17 protein-coding genes are annotated in these 19,594 nt (G+C 58.4%); 1 reads left to right on the top strand and 16 read right to left on the bottom strand.

Going from position 1 to position 19,594, the window contains the following annotated elements; all coding sequences use genetic code 11:
* Positions 1-36: 36 nt before the first annotated feature.
* The 12 genes from C7476_RS10595 to C7476_RS10540 form a co-directional block, all read right to left on the bottom strand.
* Positions 37-1,692, bottom strand: coding sequence for a GMC family oxidoreductase (locus C7476_RS10595; protein WP_114429875.1), 1,656 nt, complete (start codon positions 1,690-1,692; stop codon positions 37-39).
* Between the two features lie 3 nt (positions 1,693-1,695).
* Positions 1,696-2,460, bottom strand: a complete 765-nt coding sequence (locus C7476_RS10590) for a 3-ketoacyl-ACP reductase (protein ID WP_114429874.1) — start codon at positions 2,458-2,460, stop codon at positions 1,696-1,698.
* On the bottom strand, positions 2,460-3,989 hold the full coding sequence (locus tag C7476_RS10585) for a GMC oxidoreductase (protein WP_114429873.1): 1,530 nt from the start codon (positions 3,987-3,989) through the stop codon (positions 2,460-2,462). The genes C7476_RS10590 and C7476_RS10585 overlap by 1 nt, the downstream gene beginning before the upstream one ends.
* Before the next feature lie 16 nt (positions 3,990-4,005).
* Complete coding sequence (locus C7476_RS10580) at positions 4,006-5,124, bottom strand: ABC transporter ATP-binding protein (protein WP_114429872.1); 1,119 nt, start codon at positions 5,122-5,124, stop codon at positions 4,006-4,008.
* A 4-nt stretch (positions 5,125-5,128) separates the two neighbouring features.
* A complete protein-coding gene (locus C7476_RS10575) occupies positions 5,129-6,010 on the bottom strand; it encodes a carbohydrate ABC transporter permease (RefSeq protein WP_114429871.1) in 882 nt (293 codons plus the stop codon).
* Complete coding sequence (locus tag C7476_RS10570; protein WP_114429870.1) at positions 6,007-6,885, bottom strand: carbohydrate ABC transporter permease; 879 nt, start codon at positions 6,883-6,885, stop codon at positions 6,007-6,009. Before C7476_RS10570 ends, C7476_RS10575 begins: the two co-directional genes overlap by 4 nt.
* Before the next feature lie 92 nt (positions 6,886-6,977).
* The gene (locus C7476_RS10565) at positions 6,978-8,225 is read right to left on the bottom strand and encodes an ABC transporter substrate-binding protein (protein WP_114429869.1); all 1,248 of its coding nucleotides are present in this window, start codon (positions 8,223-8,225) and stop codon (positions 6,978-6,980) included.
* 106 nt (positions 8,226-8,331) lie between these two features.
* The gene (locus tag C7476_RS10560; RefSeq protein WP_114429868.1) at positions 8,332-9,840 is read right to left on the bottom strand and encodes an aldehyde dehydrogenase family protein; all 1,509 of its coding nucleotides are present in this window, start codon (positions 9,838-9,840) and stop codon (positions 8,332-8,334) included.
* Positions 9,840-10,619, bottom strand: a complete 780-nt coding sequence (locus C7476_RS10555) for an enoyl-CoA hydratase/isomerase family protein (RefSeq protein WP_114429867.1) — start codon at positions 10,617-10,619, stop codon at positions 9,840-9,842. The genes C7476_RS10560 and C7476_RS10555 overlap by 1 nt, the downstream gene beginning before the upstream one ends.
* Positions 10,612-12,213 carry an acyl CoA:acetate/3-ketoacid CoA transferase gene (locus C7476_RS10550; protein ID WP_114429866.1) on the bottom strand — a complete coding sequence of 534 codons (1,602 nt, stop codon included), beginning with the start codon at positions 12,211-12,213 and terminating at the stop codon, positions 10,612-10,614. Before C7476_RS10550 ends, C7476_RS10555 begins: the two co-directional genes overlap by 8 nt.
* Before the next feature lie 16 nt (positions 12,214-12,229).
* A complete protein-coding gene (locus tag C7476_RS10545; protein WP_114429865.1) occupies positions 12,230-13,231 on the bottom strand; it encodes a Gfo/Idh/MocA family protein in 1,002 nt (333 codons plus the stop codon).
* Positions 13,228-14,289 carry a LacI family DNA-binding transcriptional regulator gene (locus tag C7476_RS10540; RefSeq protein WP_425373964.1) on the bottom strand — a complete coding sequence of 354 codons (1,062 nt, stop codon included), beginning with the start codon at positions 14,287-14,289 and terminating at the stop codon, positions 13,228-13,230. The genes C7476_RS10545 and C7476_RS10540 overlap by 4 nt, the downstream gene beginning before the upstream one ends.
* 150 nt (positions 14,290-14,439) lie before the next feature.
* Between C7476_RS10540 and C7476_RS10535 the strand changes: the two genes are divergently transcribed.
* A complete protein-coding gene (locus C7476_RS10535) occupies positions 14,440-15,603 on the top strand; it encodes a dihydrodipicolinate synthase family protein (protein ID WP_114429864.1) in 1,164 nt (387 codons plus the stop codon).
* Positions 15,604-15,618: 15 nt separating this feature from the next.
* On the opposite strand, the gene C7476_RS10530 is transcribed toward C7476_RS10535, so the two are convergent.
* The 4 genes from C7476_RS10530 to C7476_RS10515 form a co-directional block, all read right to left on the bottom strand.
* Positions 15,619-16,266, bottom strand: a complete 648-nt coding sequence (locus C7476_RS10530; RefSeq protein WP_114429863.1) for a VOC family protein — start codon at positions 16,264-16,266, stop codon at positions 15,619-15,621.
* Between the two features lie 225 nt (positions 16,267-16,491).
* Entirely contained in the window at positions 16,492-18,216 is a 1,725-nt protein-coding gene (locus tag C7476_RS10525; protein WP_114429862.1) for an ABC transporter substrate-binding protein, read from the bottom strand.
* A gap of 64 nt (positions 18,217-18,280) precedes the next feature.
* Entirely contained in the window at positions 18,281-18,688 is a 408-nt protein-coding gene (locus tag C7476_RS10520) for a DUF2160 domain-containing protein (RefSeq protein WP_114429861.1), read from the bottom strand.
* Positions 18,688-19,506 carry a carbohydrate ABC transporter permease gene (locus tag C7476_RS10515; RefSeq protein ID WP_114429914.1) on the bottom strand — a complete coding sequence of 273 codons (819 nt, stop codon included), beginning with the start codon at positions 19,504-19,506 and terminating at the stop codon, positions 18,688-18,690. The genes C7476_RS10520 and C7476_RS10515 overlap by 1 nt, the downstream gene beginning before the upstream one ends.
* Between the last annotated feature and the right edge of the window lie 88 nt (positions 19,507-19,594).

Below are 19,594 nucleotides of genomic sequence, written 5' to 3'. Positions count from 1 at the left end.
CCTCCCTCCCCACCAGGGGGAGGGTAAGTGGAGCCGTCAGCGAATATCTGCCCGCGCCCGCGGGCGTTTTTCATTCATTTCATTGGAGAAGATCGCTGGAGGCAGCGGTGTCATTTCGCGAATGATATCCGCACCTTTTTCGCCCATCATGATCGTTGGCGCGTTGGTGTTGCAGGACGGGACGCGCGGTATCACCGAACTGTCGCAGACACGCAGACCTTCAAGACCTCGAACCTTCAGCTCCAAATCGACGACGGCCATGGGGTCGGTGCCCATCTTGCACGTACCGACCGGATGATGATCGGTCTTGGCATTGGCGCAGCCATAGTCGAACAGTTCCTCGTCGGTATTGTATTTTGGTCCTGGCAGGCGCTCCGCCATGACGAATGGTTTCAACGCCGCCTGTTGCATGATTTCCCTGGCGAGCTTCAGCCCCTCGATCGACATCTTTCGATCATGCGGATCGCTCCAATAGTTCGGATCGATCAGCGGTGCCGCGGATGGATCCGCCGATTGCAGCCGAACGGTGCCGCGTGAACGGGGATGCAGATAAGCCGAATTCAACGTGACGCCGGCATTCTTCAACCGCTCAACACCTGCTTCAATGCCGGAACCGAGGCCAAGATGAAACTGGATATCGGGCGAGCGGGCCTCGTCATCGGCGTACCAGAAACCGCCGGTCTCGAACAGGCTCGACGCCACAGGTCCTGAGCGGAACAGCACATATTGCAGCCCGGCCCACAGGGTCCTGTGCAGCTTGGCTACACCATCATAGGTGTGATCGCCGGTGCATTCGCAGATGACGAACAGGTCAAGGTGATCCTGCATGTTCTCGCCGACGCCCGGCAGATCATGTACCACCGGCACGCCGACGCTTTTCAAGTGATCGGCGGGGCCAATGCCGGATTGCAGCAGGAGTTTTGGCGAGCCTATTGCGCCGGAACTCACCAGAACCTCGCGGTTGGCCCGGACAATTTCGCGTGCATTGTTGTTGATGATCTCGACACCAATGGCACGCTTGCCCTCGACGATGACCCTCGATACCTGGGCGCCGGTGCGGACTGTCAGGTTCTTGCGCTCTTTTATAGGCGTGAGATAGGCCATCGACGCGGACGACCGGCGGCGATCGCGCTGCGTCAGCTGGTAAAAACCAACGCCAGCCTGCTGCCTACCGTTGAAATCATGATTATAGGGTATGCCCAGCTCCTGACCGGCGCGGATATAGGCATCGCAGATCGGCAAGGTGGCCGCGGGCATGGAGACGCCCAGCGGCCCGCCATAGGAATGGTAGTCGTCGGCAAAACGCTGATTGTCTTCGGCGCGCTTGAAATAGGGCAGGACATCGCGGTAACTCCAGCCTTTGCAACCATCCTCGCTCGCCCACAAATCGTAGTCGGTTGCATTTCCGCGCGTGTAAAGCTGCGCATTGATGCTCGACCCGCCACCGATGACCTTGGCCTGTGTATAGCGAAGCACACGGTTTTTCATGTACTTCTGCGGGACGGTTTCCCAGCCCCAGCTCGCGACGCCCTTGGTCATCTTGGCGAAGCCGGCGGGCATGTGGAACAGCGGGTTCCAATCGCCGCCGCCTGCTTCCAGCAGCAGCACGGAAATTGCCGGATCTTCACTGAGGCGATTGGCGAGGACGCAACCTGCAGGACCCGCGCCGGTGATGATGTAGTCATAGGTCATGGTTTAGAGCCTGCTTATCGAAAGGGCGCCATCGGCATTGATGACGGAGCCGGTGGCAAAGTTGAAATCGCCGCTGGCCAGCGCCGTGACGATGCGGCCGAGATCTTCCGGCTCGCCCCAGCGCTTCATGGGCACAAGGCCCTCGGCGATCAGTTTGTCGTATTTCGCCGCGGCAACCGCAGTCATGTCTGAACGGATGATACCGGGGCGCACGTCGAAGACGCTGATGCCCTGATCTGCCAGACGCAGGGCGAGGCCTTGGGTGAAGGCAGCCAGCGCCGCTTTTGTCATGCAGTAATCGAGCCGTTCAGGCGAGGTCATCCCGGCGGAAACAGATGTTATATTAATGATCGAGCGCGGATGGGATGAGGTGTTCCCTGCCAGCATCGTCCGCAATACAGCCTGCGTGAAGAACACGGTCCCGCGCAGATTGATGTCGAAAATCGTATTATAGTTAGCTGGCTCAAGATCGAGGAAATCTCCACGAACTTTCGAGCCGATACCGGCATTGTTGACGAGGCAATCGATTCGGCCGAACTTCGCAATGGCGGTCTCGGCTGTTGCGCCATGGCTTGAAAGGTCAGCTATGTCCGACTGGATGAAGACGGCCCTGGCACCGAGCTTCTCGAGCGTTTTGATTGCCGATTGACTGGTGGCGTCATCGACAATGTCGGTGATGGCAAGGTTGAAGCCCTTCGATGCCAGAGCTTTGGCTATGCCAAGCCCGATGCCGCGGCGCGCGCCGGTGACGAGAGCCACAGGTTTCATCACGCAAGCTCCTTCGACACGATATGATCCGCCACACGCAATGCCTGCGCAGCAATGGTCAGTGCCGGATTGACGGCGGCGGAGGTTGGCAGGAACGCTGCATCGACCACGAACAGGTTCGGGTGCTGAAAGGCGCGGCAATAGATGTCGAGCGGCGCGTGCGCCGGGTCGTCACCCATGCGGACCGTGCCGCATTGATGCGACGGGGTCTTGCGGTCGAAGGCCTTGGAGAGAACGAGCGGGAAACCGGCCGAGCGCAGCACCGATTTGATCTGCGCAACCAGCTTTTGATGCGCCGGCCAATTGCTGCGGATCCATTCAAGGATGATCCTGTCGCCATCGACGCGAACGCGGCTGTCCGGTTTTGGCACATCCTCGCTCATTGCAAGAAAATCCACCGTATGGGCGCAGAAGCGATCGAGTATCCACTCGGGCACGAGCTTCAGATCCGATTTAAGCACTGGTCCGCTTATGCGTCCGAGCAGTTGGGCATTGCCGAGCGGCGCACCGCCATTGCCGTCGGACAGGTAGAAATCATTGAAACCAAAGGTTTTCTGGTAGACGGAATCATTCCTGAACCGTGGATCGAAGCCGATGACCGCCGAGAGATTGTGGTTCATGAAATTGCGCCCGACCTGATCGGAACGATTGGCAAGGCCGGCGGGATTGGCTTCATCGGCGGAACGCAGGAGCAGCACGGCAGACTGGACCGCGCCGGCAGAAAGGATGACAAGCTTGGGCTTGATGATGTAGCGCGTGCCGTCTTTTTCATAGTGCACCGCGGCGATGGTGGTGCCGTCAGGTACAGTTTCAAGCCGGGTGACACGGGAATTGGTCTGCAATCTGACATTCTTGTGTTTGAGCGCGGATGCCAGAGCTGTGGTCTCGGCATCCATCTTGCCGTTGAAACTGTTGGGATGCGCGTCCCATGGAGTCTTGCCGTGGGACAGCCAGGTATCGATATCGACTCCGAGCGGCAAAGTGGATGGGTGAATACCCGCCGTCTTCAGCCGCTCCCGCAAGGCAGCGATAGGCGCTTCGTCAGGAACCGGGGGAAAGTCGTAGGGTGTCGAATGGAGCGGCTCGGTCGGGTCTTCGCCTAACTTGCCTCGAACCTGGAACAAAGCTTCGGCCTTGCCATACCAAGGTTCCAATTCCTCATAAGGAAAGGGCCAGGCAGGCGACACGCCTTCGAGATGCTGCATCTCCTCGAAATCCTCGGAGCGATAGCGCGTCAGCACCGCCCCGTAGAATTTCGAATTGCCGCCCACATTGTAATAGTTGCCGGGGTTGAAGGCGCTCCCGGTCTCGTCGTACCAGTTTTCCCTCGGGCGGAAGAAGCCACGCTGGAAGATCGCCCGGGGATCGCGATTCTCGGGACGATCGGGCAGGTGATCGCCCGCCTCAAGGATGAGGATATCCGCGCCCGAGGCGGCAAGTCCTGCCGCCATCGTCGCGCCGCCAATGCCTGAGCCAATGATCACGATATCTGCGGCTGTGGCCGGTTGTACCTCCTGGCTCATGCGCATTGACCGTTCATGCGCTTCAGGCGCCGATACGCAATTGCGATTGCGGATCGAAGAATACGGCCTTGTCCAGATTGAAGGCGAGCTGTGTTTTCGCCCCGGGAACAATCTGCGCATCCGCACGCAGGCGGGCAACCACTTCCTTGCCGCCAAGCTTCGTCACCGCGAAAGTATCCGAACCTGCGGGCTCGACCACTTCGATCAGGCACTCGCCCTCAACCAGCGAACCCGCATTGCGGTCCGCGCCATCCGGATCAGTCAGCGCTTCCGGGCGAATGCCGAAGATGACATCCTTGCCGGCATATCCGACGAGAGCGCTGTTGGTCTTCTTGATCGGCAGGCGCAGGGGTGCCGCATCTGGCCGATCGAGCACGACATGCAGATCCGAAGCGCTGCCTTCAATCCTGGCCTTGAGCAGGTTCATCGCCGGTGACCCCATGAAATCGGCAACGAAAAGATTGGTCGGGTTGTTGTAGATTTCCGCCGGGGTGCCGAACTGTTGCAGCACGCCATCCTTCAGAACCGCGATCTTGCTGGCGAGCGTCATCGCCTCAATCTGGTCGTGCGTCACATAAACGATGGTGGTCTTCATGCGCTGGTGCAGCCGCTTGATTTCCGTGCGCATATCAACGCGCAGCTTGGCATCAAGATTGGAGAGCGGTTCGTCGAACAGGAATACCTGCGGATTGCGCACAAGCGCGCGGCCCATGGCGACGCGCTGACGCTGGCCACCGGAAAGCTGGCTGGGCTTGCGCTCGAGCAGATGGCCGATCTGCAGCATGTCGGCAACCTGCTTGATGGCCTTTTCGCGCTCCGGCTTCGGAACGCCCCGAATTTCCATGCCGAAGGCGATGTTGCCGCCAACGGTCATATTCGGATAGAGCGCATAGGACTGAAACACCATCGCGATATCGCGCTTGGAGGGATGCAGTCCGCTGATCGACTTGCCCTTGATGGAGATATCGCCGGAGGTGATCGGTTCCAGCCCCGCGATGGTGTTGAGCAACGTGGACTTGCCGCAGCCTGAAGGACCGACGAGCACGAGGAAGCCGCCCTCGTCTATCTCGATATTGATATCCTTGAGGATCGGCACATTGCCGTAGGATTTATGCAGGTCTTTGATCTGGAGAAATGACATTGATTTATCCCTTCACGGCGCCGGACATGAGGCCGCGGACGAAATAGCGTCCGGAAACGATGTAGACGATGAGAGTTGGCAGCGCTGCGAGAATGGCGCCGGCGAAATGCACGTTATATTCCTTCACGCCGGTCGACGAATTGACGAGATTGTTGAGCGCAACCGTCATTGGCGTGCTTGAGAAACCGGAGAAGGAGGCACCGAACAGGAAGTCGTTCCAGATATTGGTGAACTGCCAGATGACGGACACGACGATGATCGGCCCCGATGACGGCAGAAGGATGCGGCGGAATATCTGGAAGAAGCTCGCGCCGTCGATCTGCGCCGCGCGGACGAGTTCGGTTGGAAACGCCTCGTAATAGTTGCGGAAGTAGAGCGTGGTGAAGCCAAGACCATAGACGATGTGGACGAGGATCAGGCCCTGGATCGTACCGGCCATGCCGAGCAACCCGAGCATGCGCGCCATGGGAATGAGCACGATCTGGAACGGGATGAAGCAGCCGAGCAGCAGCATGCCGAACATCAGATTGGAGCCGCGGAACTTCCATTTGGTCAGCACGTAGCCATTGAGCGCACCGACAACCGTGGAGATGGCCACCGCAGGCACGACCATGAGGATCGAGTTGATGAAATAGGGCCTGAGCCCTGTCGGCTGCACGCCGATTTGTGCCGTCGACCAGGCTGTGAGCCAGGGCTGGATGGTCCATTCATGCGGCGGCGAAAGCATGCCACCCTGACGGATTTCGTCCAGCGGTTTCAGCGAATTGACCAGCATGACATAGAGCGGCAGCAGGTAATAGAAGGCGAACAGGAACAGCGCCGCGTAGATCAGTACGCGTGTCAGCTTGCCGCTGGAGATAGCATTATCCGGGCTCTGGGCACTCATTTGCTGCCCCCTCTGATTTCCGAGTAAAGATACGGAACGATGATCGAGAAGATCATGATCAGCATGATGATGGCTGAGGACGCGCCGATGCCCATGGAATTGCGGGTGAAAGTATAGGAATACATGAAGGTCGCGGGCAATTCGGTGGCCTGGCCCGGTCCGCCGCCGGTCAGCGCAATCACAAGATCATAGGCCTTGATGGCGAGATGGGCGAGCACGACGAAGGCGGAGAGGAAAACCGGGCGCATGAGCGGAATGATGATGCGGCGATAGATCATGCCGGTCGAAGCGCCATCGATCTGCGCCGCCTTGATGATTTCATTGTCGACACCACGCAGACCGGCAAGAAACATGGCCATGACGAAGCCGGAAGATTGCCAGACGGCGGCGATGACCACCGTATAGATCGCCATTTTGGAGTCCTTGATCCAGTTGAAGTGAAAACTCTCCCAGCCCCATTGGTGCATGGTATTTTCAAGACCGATACCGGGATCAAGGAACCATTTCCACGCAACGCCGGTGACGATGAAGGAAAGTGCCATCGGGTAGAGATAAATCGGGCGCAGGAGCCCTTCGATGCGGATCTTCTGGTCGAGCAGGATGGCGAGACCGAGACCGATGACCGTGCAGATGATGATATAGAGCGAGGCGAAAATACCGAGATTGGTGATCGCGCGCCACCAATGTGGCAACGCCCAGAGCCTGCGGTAGTTATCGAAACCGACAAAGCCGTAGGATGGCAGCATCTTGCTGTCGGTGAACGACAGGATGCCGGTATAGGCGATGAAGCCGTAGACGAAAATCAGGACGATCAGAAAACTCGGTCCCAATACCAGTTTCGGTATCAGGTCCTGTATGCGGCTGCGGGTATCCATAGCCTCACCCCTCGATGTGTAATCTTATATTGCCGCGAAGCATCGCGGGGAACCTGTCCGGGGCGACATCGCCCCGGACAGAAACGCCTAACTTATTTCGCCGCTTCAACAGCCGAAACGAGTTCCTTGACAGCTTCTTCCGAGGTCAAGTCGCCGTTGAATTCACGGGTCACGACGTCATAGATGGCGTTCTTGACAGCTGCCGGATTGGCATGACCATGGGCCATGGACCCAAAGAGCGTGCCTGCCTTGTTGGCTTCGGCAAGATCCTTGATGGCCTTCTTGCCGCAATCATCAAAAGCCGTATCCGGTACATCGGTACGCGCTGGAGCAGAACCCTTTACGACATTGAACGCCGACTGGAAGGTCGGGCTTTCAATGGCCGACGCCATGACGAGCTGCGGCTTGAGCTGTGCTTCACTGACCTTGAACATGGCGAACTGGTCGGAGTTGAAGGTGACCGAACCCTGAGTACCCGGGAAGCGCATGCAGACGAAATCTTTGCCTGGCACCTTGCCAGCCTTGACGAATTCGCCCTTGGCCCAATCGCCCATGAACTGCAGACCTGCCTTGTTTTCGATGACCATTGCGGAAGCAAGATTCCAGTCGCGACCGGAGAAGTTGTCATCCACATAGGTACGCAGCTTGGTCATGCGGTCGAAGGCTACCTTCATCTTGTCGCTGCCAAGAGCAGCGGGATCAAGGTCGATGAACGCCGACTTGTAGAAGTCGTTGCCGAGAGAAAGGACGACAGCATCGAAAATCGTCGCATCCTGCCATGGCACGCCACCATGGGCGATCGGCGTAATGCCCTGCGCCTTGAAGTTGTCGAGAAGAGCGATCAGCTCATCCCAGTTAGCAGGCTCCTTGCCACCGGCCTTGTCGAGGGCAGCCTTGTTGATCCAGATCCAGTTGGTCGAATGCACGTTGACCGGCGCTGCAATCCAGTGGCCGTCATATTTCGAGAACTTCTGCAGGGCGGTCGGGATCACGTCATCCCATTTTTCCTTGGCAGCAACTTCATCGAGATTGCCGAGAGCACCCTGTTTCGCCCAGTCGGTGATGTCGAAACCGAGCATCTGTACGGCTGTCGGCGGATTGCCGGCCGTAACACGGGCACGCAGAACAGTCATGGCTTCCGTACCGCCACCACCGGAAACCGGCATGTCGGACCAGGTGATGCCCTTGGATTCGAGATCCTTCTTGAGCACTTCCAGCGCCGTCGCTTCACCGCCGGAGGTCCACCAATGCAGGACCTCGACGTTTTCGGCCGCACGGGCCATCGTTGCTGTACCGAGCAGCATTGCTGCAGCGGCAACAGTATTCATCAGCTTTTTCATAACGATCCTCCCAGAGAAAAAAGAGATAAAATTTAACTTGTCCGACCGAAGGTGCCCTTAGGTCCGGGGCATTCATACAATAGGCAGAACGGCTATTACAATCGATTTAGTCTCCTGACCATACTACTTTCCTCCTACCCATGTGCATGTTCAAAGTCTTGGTTTCCGTATAGTCCTCTACCGCGTGCCTGCCGAGTTCACGGCCGAGCCCGGATTGCTTGTATCCGCCGAAGGGCAGCTCCGATGCGCCGTCCATGAAGGTGTTCATCCAGATAGTTCCAGCACGTACCTGGCGGCCGACTGTCATGCAGGTATCGAAGTCGCGGCTCCAGACGCCAGCGGACAGTCCATAATCGATGGAATTCGCGATACGGATGGCATCCTCCTGCGTGTCGAATGTTAGCACAGACAGCACCGGTCCGAATACCTCTTCCCGCGCCACGGCCATCTCCGGCTGGACTGCCGAAAGGATCGTCGGTGCCATGAACTGTCCCATGCCGAGATCGAGCGCTTCACCGCCATGGCTGACATTCGCTCCCGCAGAAGCGGCGTTGCGGACGTAGGCGCCGACCTTGGCGAGATGCTCCGGCGTTATGATCGCGCCAACCTTGGTTTGCGGATCGAGCGGATCGCCAACCCTGACCTTGGCGGAGAGCGCTGCGACACGATGCACGACCTCGTCGGCAATATCGCGATGAACGATCAGGCGGGACCCGGCATTGCAGCATTCGCCTGCGTTGAAGTAGGCACCGAACACTGCCGCATCGATGAAATCGTCGAGATTGGCATCGGGAAACACGATCTGCGGGTTCTTGCCGCCAAGTTCAAGCGAGACCTTCTTCAGGGTCTGGGCGGCATTGGCCATGGTCAGCTTGCCGACAAGCGTCGAGCCGGTGAACGAGACCATGTCGACATCCGGGTGCGTGGTCATTGGCGCACCAACCTCGGCACCCGTGCCGACGACAATATTGACCACGCCAGCCGGAACGCCGGCTTCCATCAGAATTTCACCAAGCACCAGCGTCGAGCCGGATGTCAGCTCAGATGGTTTCACCACAGCGGTGCACCCGGCGGCGAGCGCGAAGGGTAACTTCTGGCTTACGATGAGGAAGGGGAAATTCCAGGGCGTTATGATCGAGACGACACCGATCGCCTCGCGCAGGACGACACCCAGTGTTGCATCTCCAAGCGTGTTATAGCTTTCGCCATGCAAGTCGCGGCCAAGTGCAGCCGCGTAGCGCCAGATATCGACGGCGCCACCGAGTTCGGCCTTGGCCTGGCTGATTGGTTTGCCGGACTCGATACAGTCAAGCCAGGCAAGTTCTTCGGAACGCGCTGCGATGAGGTCGGCGGCCTTGAGAATGATGTTCGAACGCTCCGCGCCGGTCATTGTAGACCAAGGGCCATTGTCGAATGCATGGCGGGCGGCGGCAATTGCGCGTGTCGCATCAGCCTTGGTCGCTGCCTGGTAACGCGAGACGACCACGCCATGACCGGGGCTTTTGCGCTCAATGACGCCGCCTTCGGCGCCGTCGGTCCATTGCCCGTCGATCAGCATCTGGAATTCACGCACCTTGAAATTATCGAGTGCCTGAGGCCGCACCAGAACTGTCATTACCATTCTCCCTTGAACACGGGCTCACGTTTTTCGGCAAAGGCCGAAACACCTTCTTTGAGGTCCGCAGTTTTTGCGACGAGGATCGAGCCAAGTGCCTCGACCGCCGTTCCATTGTCTTCGCCATTGGCTGAAGCGATCATCAGTTTTGCCACCTCCACGGCAGCCGGGCCGCGCTTGGTGATGCGCTCTGCATAGGCTTGCGCCGTCGAAACCGCGGTACCGGTTTCGACCACATGATCGACGAGGCCGAGTGCCTGTCCTTCGCCGGCGGTAAAGATCTCGCCGCCAAGCGCCATGCGGCGAACCACCTGCGCGCCAAAACGCCGGACCAGCCGCTGCGTGCCGGACCAGCCCGGCACCATGCCGAGGCCGGTCTCCGGCAGGCCGAGCTTGATCTGTGTTTCTGCGATACGGATATCCGCCGCAGCAGCCAATTCGAGGCCGCCGCCCAGCGCATGGCCGTTAAGAGCCGCGATCAACGGCACACGCAGTGTCGCCAGCCGTTCGAAAACACGATGGCCGAAACGCACCCAGGCATGGCCGAACTCATTTGGCGTCATCGCTGCCCAAGCCTTGATATCGCCGCCTGCGGAAAATGCCTTGCCGGCGCCGGTGAGGATCGCGACCCGCACCTGCGCGTTGGTCTCCACTGCATCGCAGGCAGCGCTCAGGTCCTTCAACATGTCGAGGTCGAAGGCATTGAGCTTTTCCGGACGCGACACGGTAATCGTGGCAATAGGGCCGGCGAAGGCGACGTTGATGCGCGGGTCAGCCATGGAGCGTCCTTTGCGGTTTCTGCGGCAACTTCAGGCCGAATGGCTCCGGCACAAACAGATGCGCATCCATCAGCTTTAGATCGCGGGCAACGACCAGCGGGAATTCCGATTGATCGAGAATGTCGGTCTGCAGGTCTACGCCCGGCGCGATTTCGGTCAGGACCACGCCTTCCGGCCTCAGGACCATGACGCAACGTTCGGTGACATAGGTGATGTCCTGACCTTGCTCGACGGCGCGACGGCCGGAGAAAGTGACGTGCTCGACTTGCGTGACGAGCTTCTTCAGCTTGCCTTCCTTTTCGATGACCAGCTTTCCATCCTCGACATGAACCTTCGCGCCCGCATTGAACATGCCGGAGAACACGATCTTGCGCGCCCTTGCGGTGATATCGACAAAACCGCCTGCTCCAGCTGTTACATGCGGGCGGAAGCTGAGCTTCGACACGTTGACCGAGCCGGACTTGTCGATCTCGAGGAACGACAGCAGCGAGGCATCAAAACCCGCGCCCTGGAAATAGGTAAACTGGTGCGGTGAGGGCACGAACGCTTCCGCGTTGGAAGCGCAGCCGAACGCGAAATCCAGAAGCGGGATACCGCCGACAGGTCCCTGCTCGATCACCCAGGTGACTGCACCGTGCAAGCCCTCCTCAAGCAGAATGCGCGGCACGTTGGCGGAAATGCCGAAGCCGAGATTGACGGCACTGCCAGTTTCGAGCTCGGTTGCGACGCGGCGCGCAATGACTTTCTGGATATTGAAATCCGGGAGCGCGAAATCTTCGAGCGGATGGAAAATTTCGCCGGAAATAGCCGGATCGTAGAGCGTTTGCGTGGTCTGCTTCTGGTCGGGGTCAATCACGACGTAATCCACGAGGATGCCGGGAACGCGCACATCGTGCGGCTTCATCGAACCGCTCTTGGTGAAGCGTTTGACCTGCGCGATGACGATGCCGCCATTGTTGCGCACCGCCAGCGCCTGATCGAAGCCGCCGAGATAGGCCCCTTCGTGCTCGTAGGTGAGATTGCCGCGCTCATCAGCTGTGGTGGCGCGGATGATCGCGACCTGCGGAATGATGGGCTTGAAGAACAGCCACTCTTCGCCGCCGAACTCGATCTTGCGAACGACCGGCTCTTCGGCGGCGGAGGCATTCATGGCGCAGCCCTGCCGGTCCGGGTCGACAAAAGTATCGAGCCCGACCTTGGTGAAAACGCCCGGGCGCTTCGCCGCCGCTTCCCGGTGCATATCGAACAGAATGCCGGAAGGAATGTTGTAGGCCGCCACCTCATCATTGCCGATCATCTGCCAGATCAGCGGAGGTTCAGCGCTGGACGGGCCGGACGGATAGGAGCCGCCGATAATCTTCTTGAGCAAGCCCTTCTTGGCGATGTGATCGACACCCTTGATGCCGCTCATATCCCCCGCCGCAATCGGATGCAGTGTCGTAAGATCGCGCGGATGACCAGTCGCATCGAAGCGAGCGCCGATGGCCTTCAACATCAGATCCGGACAGCCGAGACCGCTCGAAGACGAGACCGAAATGATCGCTTCATCGGGAATGAGTTTCGCGGCCTCTTCGGGGGTGATGTGCTTGTTCATATCGGTATTCGTTTTCTCAGAGTCCGGGATTGATAGGTTGTGCAGTACCGGTCCTGGCAGCTTCAGTGACGGCGAGCCCGGCAGCGAGCGACCACAAGCCATCTTCGCCGCTCGCCGCGGGATGGCCGTTGCCGGCGATGGCGGCGTGGAATTTGGCGATGCCGGTTTCGTAGAGGTTCTTATGGTCCAGCTTCAGTTCCGTCTCGCCATCCGCATTGCGCAACGTTACGGTGCCGATCGGCCGCTGTGTCATAACATTGCGGCCGACAAGCGAACCTTGAGTGCCATGCACTTCGAAGCCGGTCTCGGCATATTTCGTGGTGAAGCCATCATGAAACAGGGCTACAACACCCGACTTGAAACGCATGACGCCCATGACCGCGTCCTCAAGTCCGGCCTTGGCAAGGCCGCTTTTCTGAGCGAATGCCGTCGCCTCGACGGGATCATCACCAAGAACGTAGCGGAGTGTGTCCGTGTCATGCACTGTTATGTCGAGAATGACCCCGCCTCCGGCCTCCGGACGATCAAGCCGCCAGCCCTGCAGATGCGGGGGAAGGTAACCGGCATGAAAGACCTTGGCGGCAAGCGGCGTTCCAATCTTGCCAGCGGCAATGGCTTCGCGCATCGCCGTGTGACTGGCTGCGTTGCGCAGATGATGATTGGTGGCGAAAACGACATTTGCGGCGCGGCAGGCTTCGACCATGGCGTGCGCGTCGGCAAGGCTAGTCGCCAGCGGCTTCTCGCACAGAATGTGCTTGCCGGCCTTTGCAGCCGCCATTACCTGGTCCTTATGCAACTCGTTGGTCGTTGAAATATAAACGGCATCGACATCCGGATCGCCGACCAGCGCGTCGAGCGAGGTCACTGACTTCGGGATGTTGTGGTCCGCCGCATATTTTTTGCCACGCTCTTCGTTCGTGCTCATCACGGCGACGATTTCACCGCCGCTGGCGCGGATCGCATCGATTACCCACTCATGCGCAATCGTGCTTGCGCCGATCAATCCCCAGCGTGTCATGCCAACTCCTCCAACTGTTTTACGGGCGCACCGCAGCTTTGGCGCACAACCAGGCGCACCGATGTCACGATGGATTCCGGATCTGTTTGTCCGGCATTAATTTGCTTCAGGACCAGTTGCGCCGCGCGCTGCCCCATGCCCTGCGGATCGACCGAAACGGTGGTCAGCGCGGGTACGGCCGTTTTCGCCTCGATCACATCGTCGAAACCGATGATGCCGAAGCCCTTGCCAGGCTCGATATTGCTGGAACGCAGGCCGTCGCAAACGCCAAAGGCAACCGCGTCATTGAGGCAGAGGGCGGAGGTCGGGCGCTCGGCAAACACCATCATTCGCTCTACCGCAGCAACACCGCCGGCGCGCGACGGTGCGGAGTGGATGACGAATTTTTCGTTGAGCGGGATATTCGCTTCTGCCAGCGCGTCGCGATAACCGCGCAGCCGCTCGCCAAAAACCGCCGTATCCACAAATCCGCCCATGAAGGCAATGCGGCTATGGCCCAGCGAGATCAGATGGCGGATAGCAGCCTTGGCACCGACATAATTATCGGAAAGAAGCGTCGAGACTTTCGCGCCGGGCACATTGCGCACGACCAGCACCACGGGAATGCCGCTATCGGCGAGCGGCTTGATATCGCTGGCTTCCGTGCCACGCGCCGGCGACAGGATCAGCCCGGCAATACCATTCTCGCGCATCGAGGAAATGACTTCGCGCTGACGATCGACACTCTCGCCGCTGTGAGCCAGGAACTGCACGTAGCCTGCCGACTGGACCATCATGTCCATGCCGACTGCGAGTTCGGCAAAGAAACTGTTGGTGAGATCATTGACGACAATGCCGATGATCTTCGACTTCGATTGCCGCAGGTTGGCGGCGCCGCGATTATAGACATAGCCAAGATCGCCGATCAGCGCATTGACCTTTTCGCGGGTTTTTTCATTGACGAGCGGACTGCCCTGCAGGACCAACGAGACAGTGGATTTCGACACGCCGGCGGCGTGAGCAATATCCACAATACTGGTCCGGGTTTTGTTCAACGAAAATCCTCCATCGGCCTTCATATAATTGGAACGTTCCAAATTCGTCAAGAGGTTTTATTGCTGCGACGCCTTACTGCGGAATATTATTAATTTCTGATGCCATTAAATTGTTGCTTGTTTTTTGGAACGTTCCAAATTAGAAGAGGCTGATTGTTCCGGGAGCGATGCAGAATGACCCTGAAAATTCAACTGCCGAATGCGAGCGGGGCGACCTTCGATTACGCCTTGACCGGCGTTCCGATTGCCGCGCCTTCAAGCCCGCCAACGTTCAACCGGATCGCCTATGCGGCCGCCCATGTGGTTTCCGATCCATTGCGCGACGCCCGGCCTTGGGATGCACCCGCAATCGATTGGGATGCAACTATGGCATTTCGCCATCACCTATGGTCGCTTGGTTTCAAGATCGCCGAGGCAATGGATACGGCACAGCGAGGCATGGGTGTTGATTGGGCAGGTGCACAGGAACTGATCCGGCGATCGCTGGCCGAGGCGCGGACTTTTGATGGAGCGGACCTTGCCTGCGGCGCCGGTACCGATCAACTGGCGCCGGAGGATGCCAGGAGCCTCCACGACGTGATCGAAGCCTATGAGACGCAGATCGGATTTGTCGAGGCGGAGGGCGGACGGGCTGTCATGATGGCGAGCCGGGCTCTGGCCCGCGTTGCCCGTACCGCGGACGACTACCGTATGGTCTATGGCGAGATCCTGCGCCAGACCGGCAACAAGGTCGTCCTGCATTGGCTTGGAGACATGTTCGACCCGCAGTTAGCCGGCTATTGGGGCTCCCCATCGTTCGAACATGCCCTGGAAACCGTTCTCGCCATCATCGGCGACAACAGGGACAAGATCGAGGGCATAAAGATTTCGTTGCTCGACAACGCCAAGGAAATCGGATTGCGCCAGCGGCTGCCGGAAGGCGTGCTCTGTTTCACCGGGGATGATTTCAACTATGCCGGATTGATCGAAGGCGATGGCGAACGTTACAGCCATGCGCTGCTTGGCATCTTCGATGCGGTAGCGCCCTCGGCGTCCAAGGCCTTGGCGCATCTTGCGAAAGGCGAAACGCAGGCCTTCCGCAACGTCATCGAGCCGACCGTACCGCTGTCGCGCAAGATTTTCCAAGCCCCTACTCAATACTACAAGGCCGGGGTGGTATTCCTCGCCTGGCTCAACGGCCATCAAAGCCATTTCACCATGCCGGCGGGCCTGCAATCGGCGCGCAGTATCGTTCACTATGCGGATATCTTCCGGCTGGCCGATCAGGCGAATGTTCTGGACAAGCCCGAGCTTGCGGTCAGCCGAATGAAGAGCCTGCTGCAGGTTTACGGCGTTTGAAGATCGGACCAAAGTTCAGCCTGCTGGACCCGCAAATAGTATGAGATTCCCATCTGGATCCAACACAATGAAATTTCGGGCACCCCACGGTTCTTTCTTGATCGTCTGATGAAACGGCACGCCGTTGGCCTGAAAATCCAGAAAAAGTTGTTTGATCTCATCGGCTGTATCGACTGTGATCGATGCGGAGAGCAGGTGCTCACGCTCCCGGATGTCATTCACGAATACTGGTTCGCACACCAGCCGTAGCGCGAGCCGCGCCTTGTCGCGAATGACCTGTCCGTAGAACGGCGGTTCGCCGTAGATGAAGTCAATGGTGAATCCGAGCTTGTCGGTGAAAAAGCTGCACGACACCTGAATGTCGCTCACAAAGAGTTGCGCCGAGGTCGAAGCAAGAACGGGACGTAGTGCGGTCCTTTTGAATTGTGTGCTCATGGATTGGGCTCCTGACTTGAGCGCCGGCCATCCCTCGAACCCCATTTGACGTGCGACAAGTTCTTGCGCGTCAGAGAGTTTGAAGCTCGCTTCCAGTATCTCACTGTCACCAAGGTGTTGAAACCGTGGCAAAACGGCCCTGATTTCAGCGGCCACGGGATAGTACCGCTCCCGATGCCAACGCAAATACTGCTTGGCTTGCTTCTTAAGATTTTCAAGATTCGGCATAGGCGCATCTGTTGTTACATCATGGAGGCGGGCATTGCCCTTTCGACCTTGTGTCGATGCAGCCTACGCAGCTCTTGGATATTCCTTCGAGCCGCGTCTGTTTGTCAATAACTAGGCTGAAGACGGCTCTTCGTGAGTTAGCTTTGGCAGTTCTGAGTGGTTCAGATCAACAAAAAAGGGGCAGCGCCGAAACGCCGCCCCTCCCCCCACCAATACGCCTGGAACTTACTTGTTCCAGCTCTTGACCAGTTCATCGTAGTTGATGGTCTGGGGCTTTTCCTTTTCGTTCTCGACCTTCAACTGCGGAGCAAGATTGCCGTTTTTGACGGCATCGGCATTCCAGTAGGCAAGGTCATGTTCTTCGGCCAGTTTCGGACCGATATCACCCTGCACGCCTGACTTTTCGAGGCGTCCGAGAACCTTCTCCTGCTCGGAACACAGCGAGTCCATGGCTTCCTGTGCGGATTTCGCACCGGAAGACGCATCGCCGATCGCCTGCCACCAGAGCTGAGCCAGCTTCGGATAATCCGGAACATTGGTACCAGTCGGGGACCATTGCAAGCGAGCCGGCGAGCGGTAGAACTCGATCAGGCCGCCAAGCTTCGGCGCGCGGTCAGTGAACGACTTGTGATCGAGCGTCGACTGACGGATGAAGGTAAGACCAACATGGCTCTTCTTCACGTCAACGGTCTTGGACGTGACGAACTGTGCATAGAGCCAGGCCGCCTTGGCACGATCGTCCGGAGTGGACTTGAGCAATGTCCAGGATCCGGCGTCCTGGTAGCCGAGCTTCATGCCGTCCTTCCAGTAGACGCCATGCGGCGATGGGGCGAAACGCCATTTCGGCGTGCCATCCTCATTGACAACGGGCAGGCCGGGCTTGACGAAGTCGGCCGTGAAGGCCGTGTAGGTGAACATCTGCTGGGCAACCTCGCCCTGCGATGGCACCGGTCCCGACTCCGAGAAGGTCATGCCCTGCGCTGCGGCCGGAGCATAGGCCTTCATCCAGTCCAGATACTTCTGGATCGAATAGACCGCAGCCGGGCCGTTGGTGTCACCACCGCGTGCCACGCACGAGCCGACGGGCCGCGAATTCGCATCGACCTTGATGCCCCATTCGTCGACAGGCTTGCCGTTCGGGATCCCCTTGTCACCATTGCCGGCCATCGAAAGCCAGGCATCCGTGAAGCGCCAGCCCAGTGACGGGTCCTTCTTGCCATAGTCCATGTGGCCATAGACCTTCTTGCCGTCCACTTCGCGGCCGGTGAAGAACTCGGCAATATCCTCATAGGCCGACCAGTTGACCGGAACGCCGAGGTCGTAGCCATACTTCGCCTTGAAGTCCGCCTTGTTCTTCTCGTCGTTGAACCAGTCGTAGCGGAACCAGTAGAGGTTCGCGAACTGCTGGTCAGGCAGCTGATAGAGCTTGCCGTCTGGCGCAGTGGTGAACGACTTGCCGATGAAGTCGTCAATGTCGAGTTCGGGATTGGTAACGTCCTTGCCTTCGTTCGTCATCCAGTCGGTCAGGCTGCGCGCCTGCTGATAGCGCCAGTGGGTACCGATCAGATCGCTATCATTGATATAGGCATCATAGACGTTTTCGCCCGACTGCATCTGTGTCTGCAGTTTTTCAACGACGTCGCCTTCACCGATCAGATCGTGCGTGATCTTGATGCCCGTAATATCGGTGAACGCCTTGGCAAGGGTCTTCGACTCGTATTCATGCGTGGTGATGGTCTCTGAGACCACCTTGATGTCCATACCGGCAAAAGGCTTTGCCGCATCGACGAACCACTGCATTTCCTTTTCCTGCCCGGCTCGATCGAGGGTCGACATATCGCCGATTTCCTTATCGAGGAAAGCCTTTGCCTCGTCCATGCCGGCCCAGGCATTGCCTGCGCCAAACAGCAGCGCGAGGGCTGTGGTTGTTGTCAATAATCGCGTTCGCATATGTAGTCCTCCCAGAGTTGCGATTGCATCGTCAATTGTCCGGCGGGTGCCGGACATATTGTTTCTAGACAAAGCGGAATACGCCGATTGCGTAGACCACAGAGAGAGCCAGAGCCCACCAGAGGTTCGGACCGATCAGTCCGAGCCAGGCGAGGTGAATGAATGCGCTGCCGAGCAGCGACACGAACAGGCGGTCGCCGCGTGTGGTTTCAAAGCGCAGGATGCCGACACGCGGATTGCCACCTGGAGATGCATATTCCCATACGGCCATCAGCGACATCAGAAAGAAAATAGTCAAGAAAAACAGTGCCGTCGGGAAAGTCCAGGCCATCCAACCGCCTTTGGCCAGTGGCGCGAACCAGTCGCGCGCACCATCCTTGAAAGGAACCGCTCCCACGAGCAGCCCGACCATGATTGCGAAAGCGGCGACGACTGCCGCCAGCACTACAGGCCAACGCCTTGTCATTTCCATTATACCCTCCCCAGGGCGAAGCCCTTGGCGATGTAATTGCGGACGAAGTAAATAACGATCGCGCCCGGAATGATGGTCAGCACCCCGGCAGCGGCAAGAACGCCCCAATCCATGCCGGAAGCGGAAACCGTGCGGGTCATGATGGCGGCGATCGGCTTTGCCGCGGTCGTCGTCAGGGTGCGGGCGATCAGCAATTCCACCCATGAGAACATGAAGCAGAAGAAGGCAGCAACGCCGATGCCGCTGGCGATGAGCGGTACGAATATCTTCACGAAGAAACGCGGGAAGGAGTAGCCGTCGATATAGGCGGTTTCGTCGATTTCTTTCGGAACGCCCGACATGAAGCCTTCAAGAATCCACACGGCCAGCGGGACGTTGAACAGGCAGTGCGCGAGCGCCACGGCGATGTGCGTATCGATCAGGCCAAAGGCCGAATAAAGCTGGAAGAAAGGCAACGCAAACACGGCGGGCGGCGCCATACGATTGGTCAGCAGCCAGAAGAACAGGTGTTTGTCGCCGAGGAAGCGGTAACGCGAGAAGGCATAAGCTGCGGGCAATGCTACCAGCACCGAGATCGCCGTGTTCATCACCACATAGATGATGGAATTGATATAACCCTTGTACCAGGATGGATCGGTGAAGATGACCGCGTAGTTGTGCAAGGTGGGGTTCTGCGGCCACAGCGAGAAAGCGCCGAGGATTTCCTGGTTGGTCTTGAAGCTCATATTGATGAGCCAGTAGATCGGCAGCATCAAAAAGATGATGTACAGCGTCGGGATCAGCCACCAGAACTTCGATTCATCGCCGCGTTTGCGCATCTTGCGGGCGAGCGCCTTGTCGATCCGGTGCTGTTCGGCCTCCGGACGTCCGCTTGTGCGTGCAAGTGTGTCTTGTTGCACCGACATT

Source organism: Phyllobacterium bourgognense (genome assembly GCF_003337575.1).
Classification (GTDB): domain Bacteria; phylum Pseudomonadota; class Alphaproteobacteria; order Rhizobiales; family Rhizobiaceae; genus Phyllobacterium; species Phyllobacterium bourgognense.
This window is presented reverse-complemented; position numbering and strand designations above follow the sequence as displayed.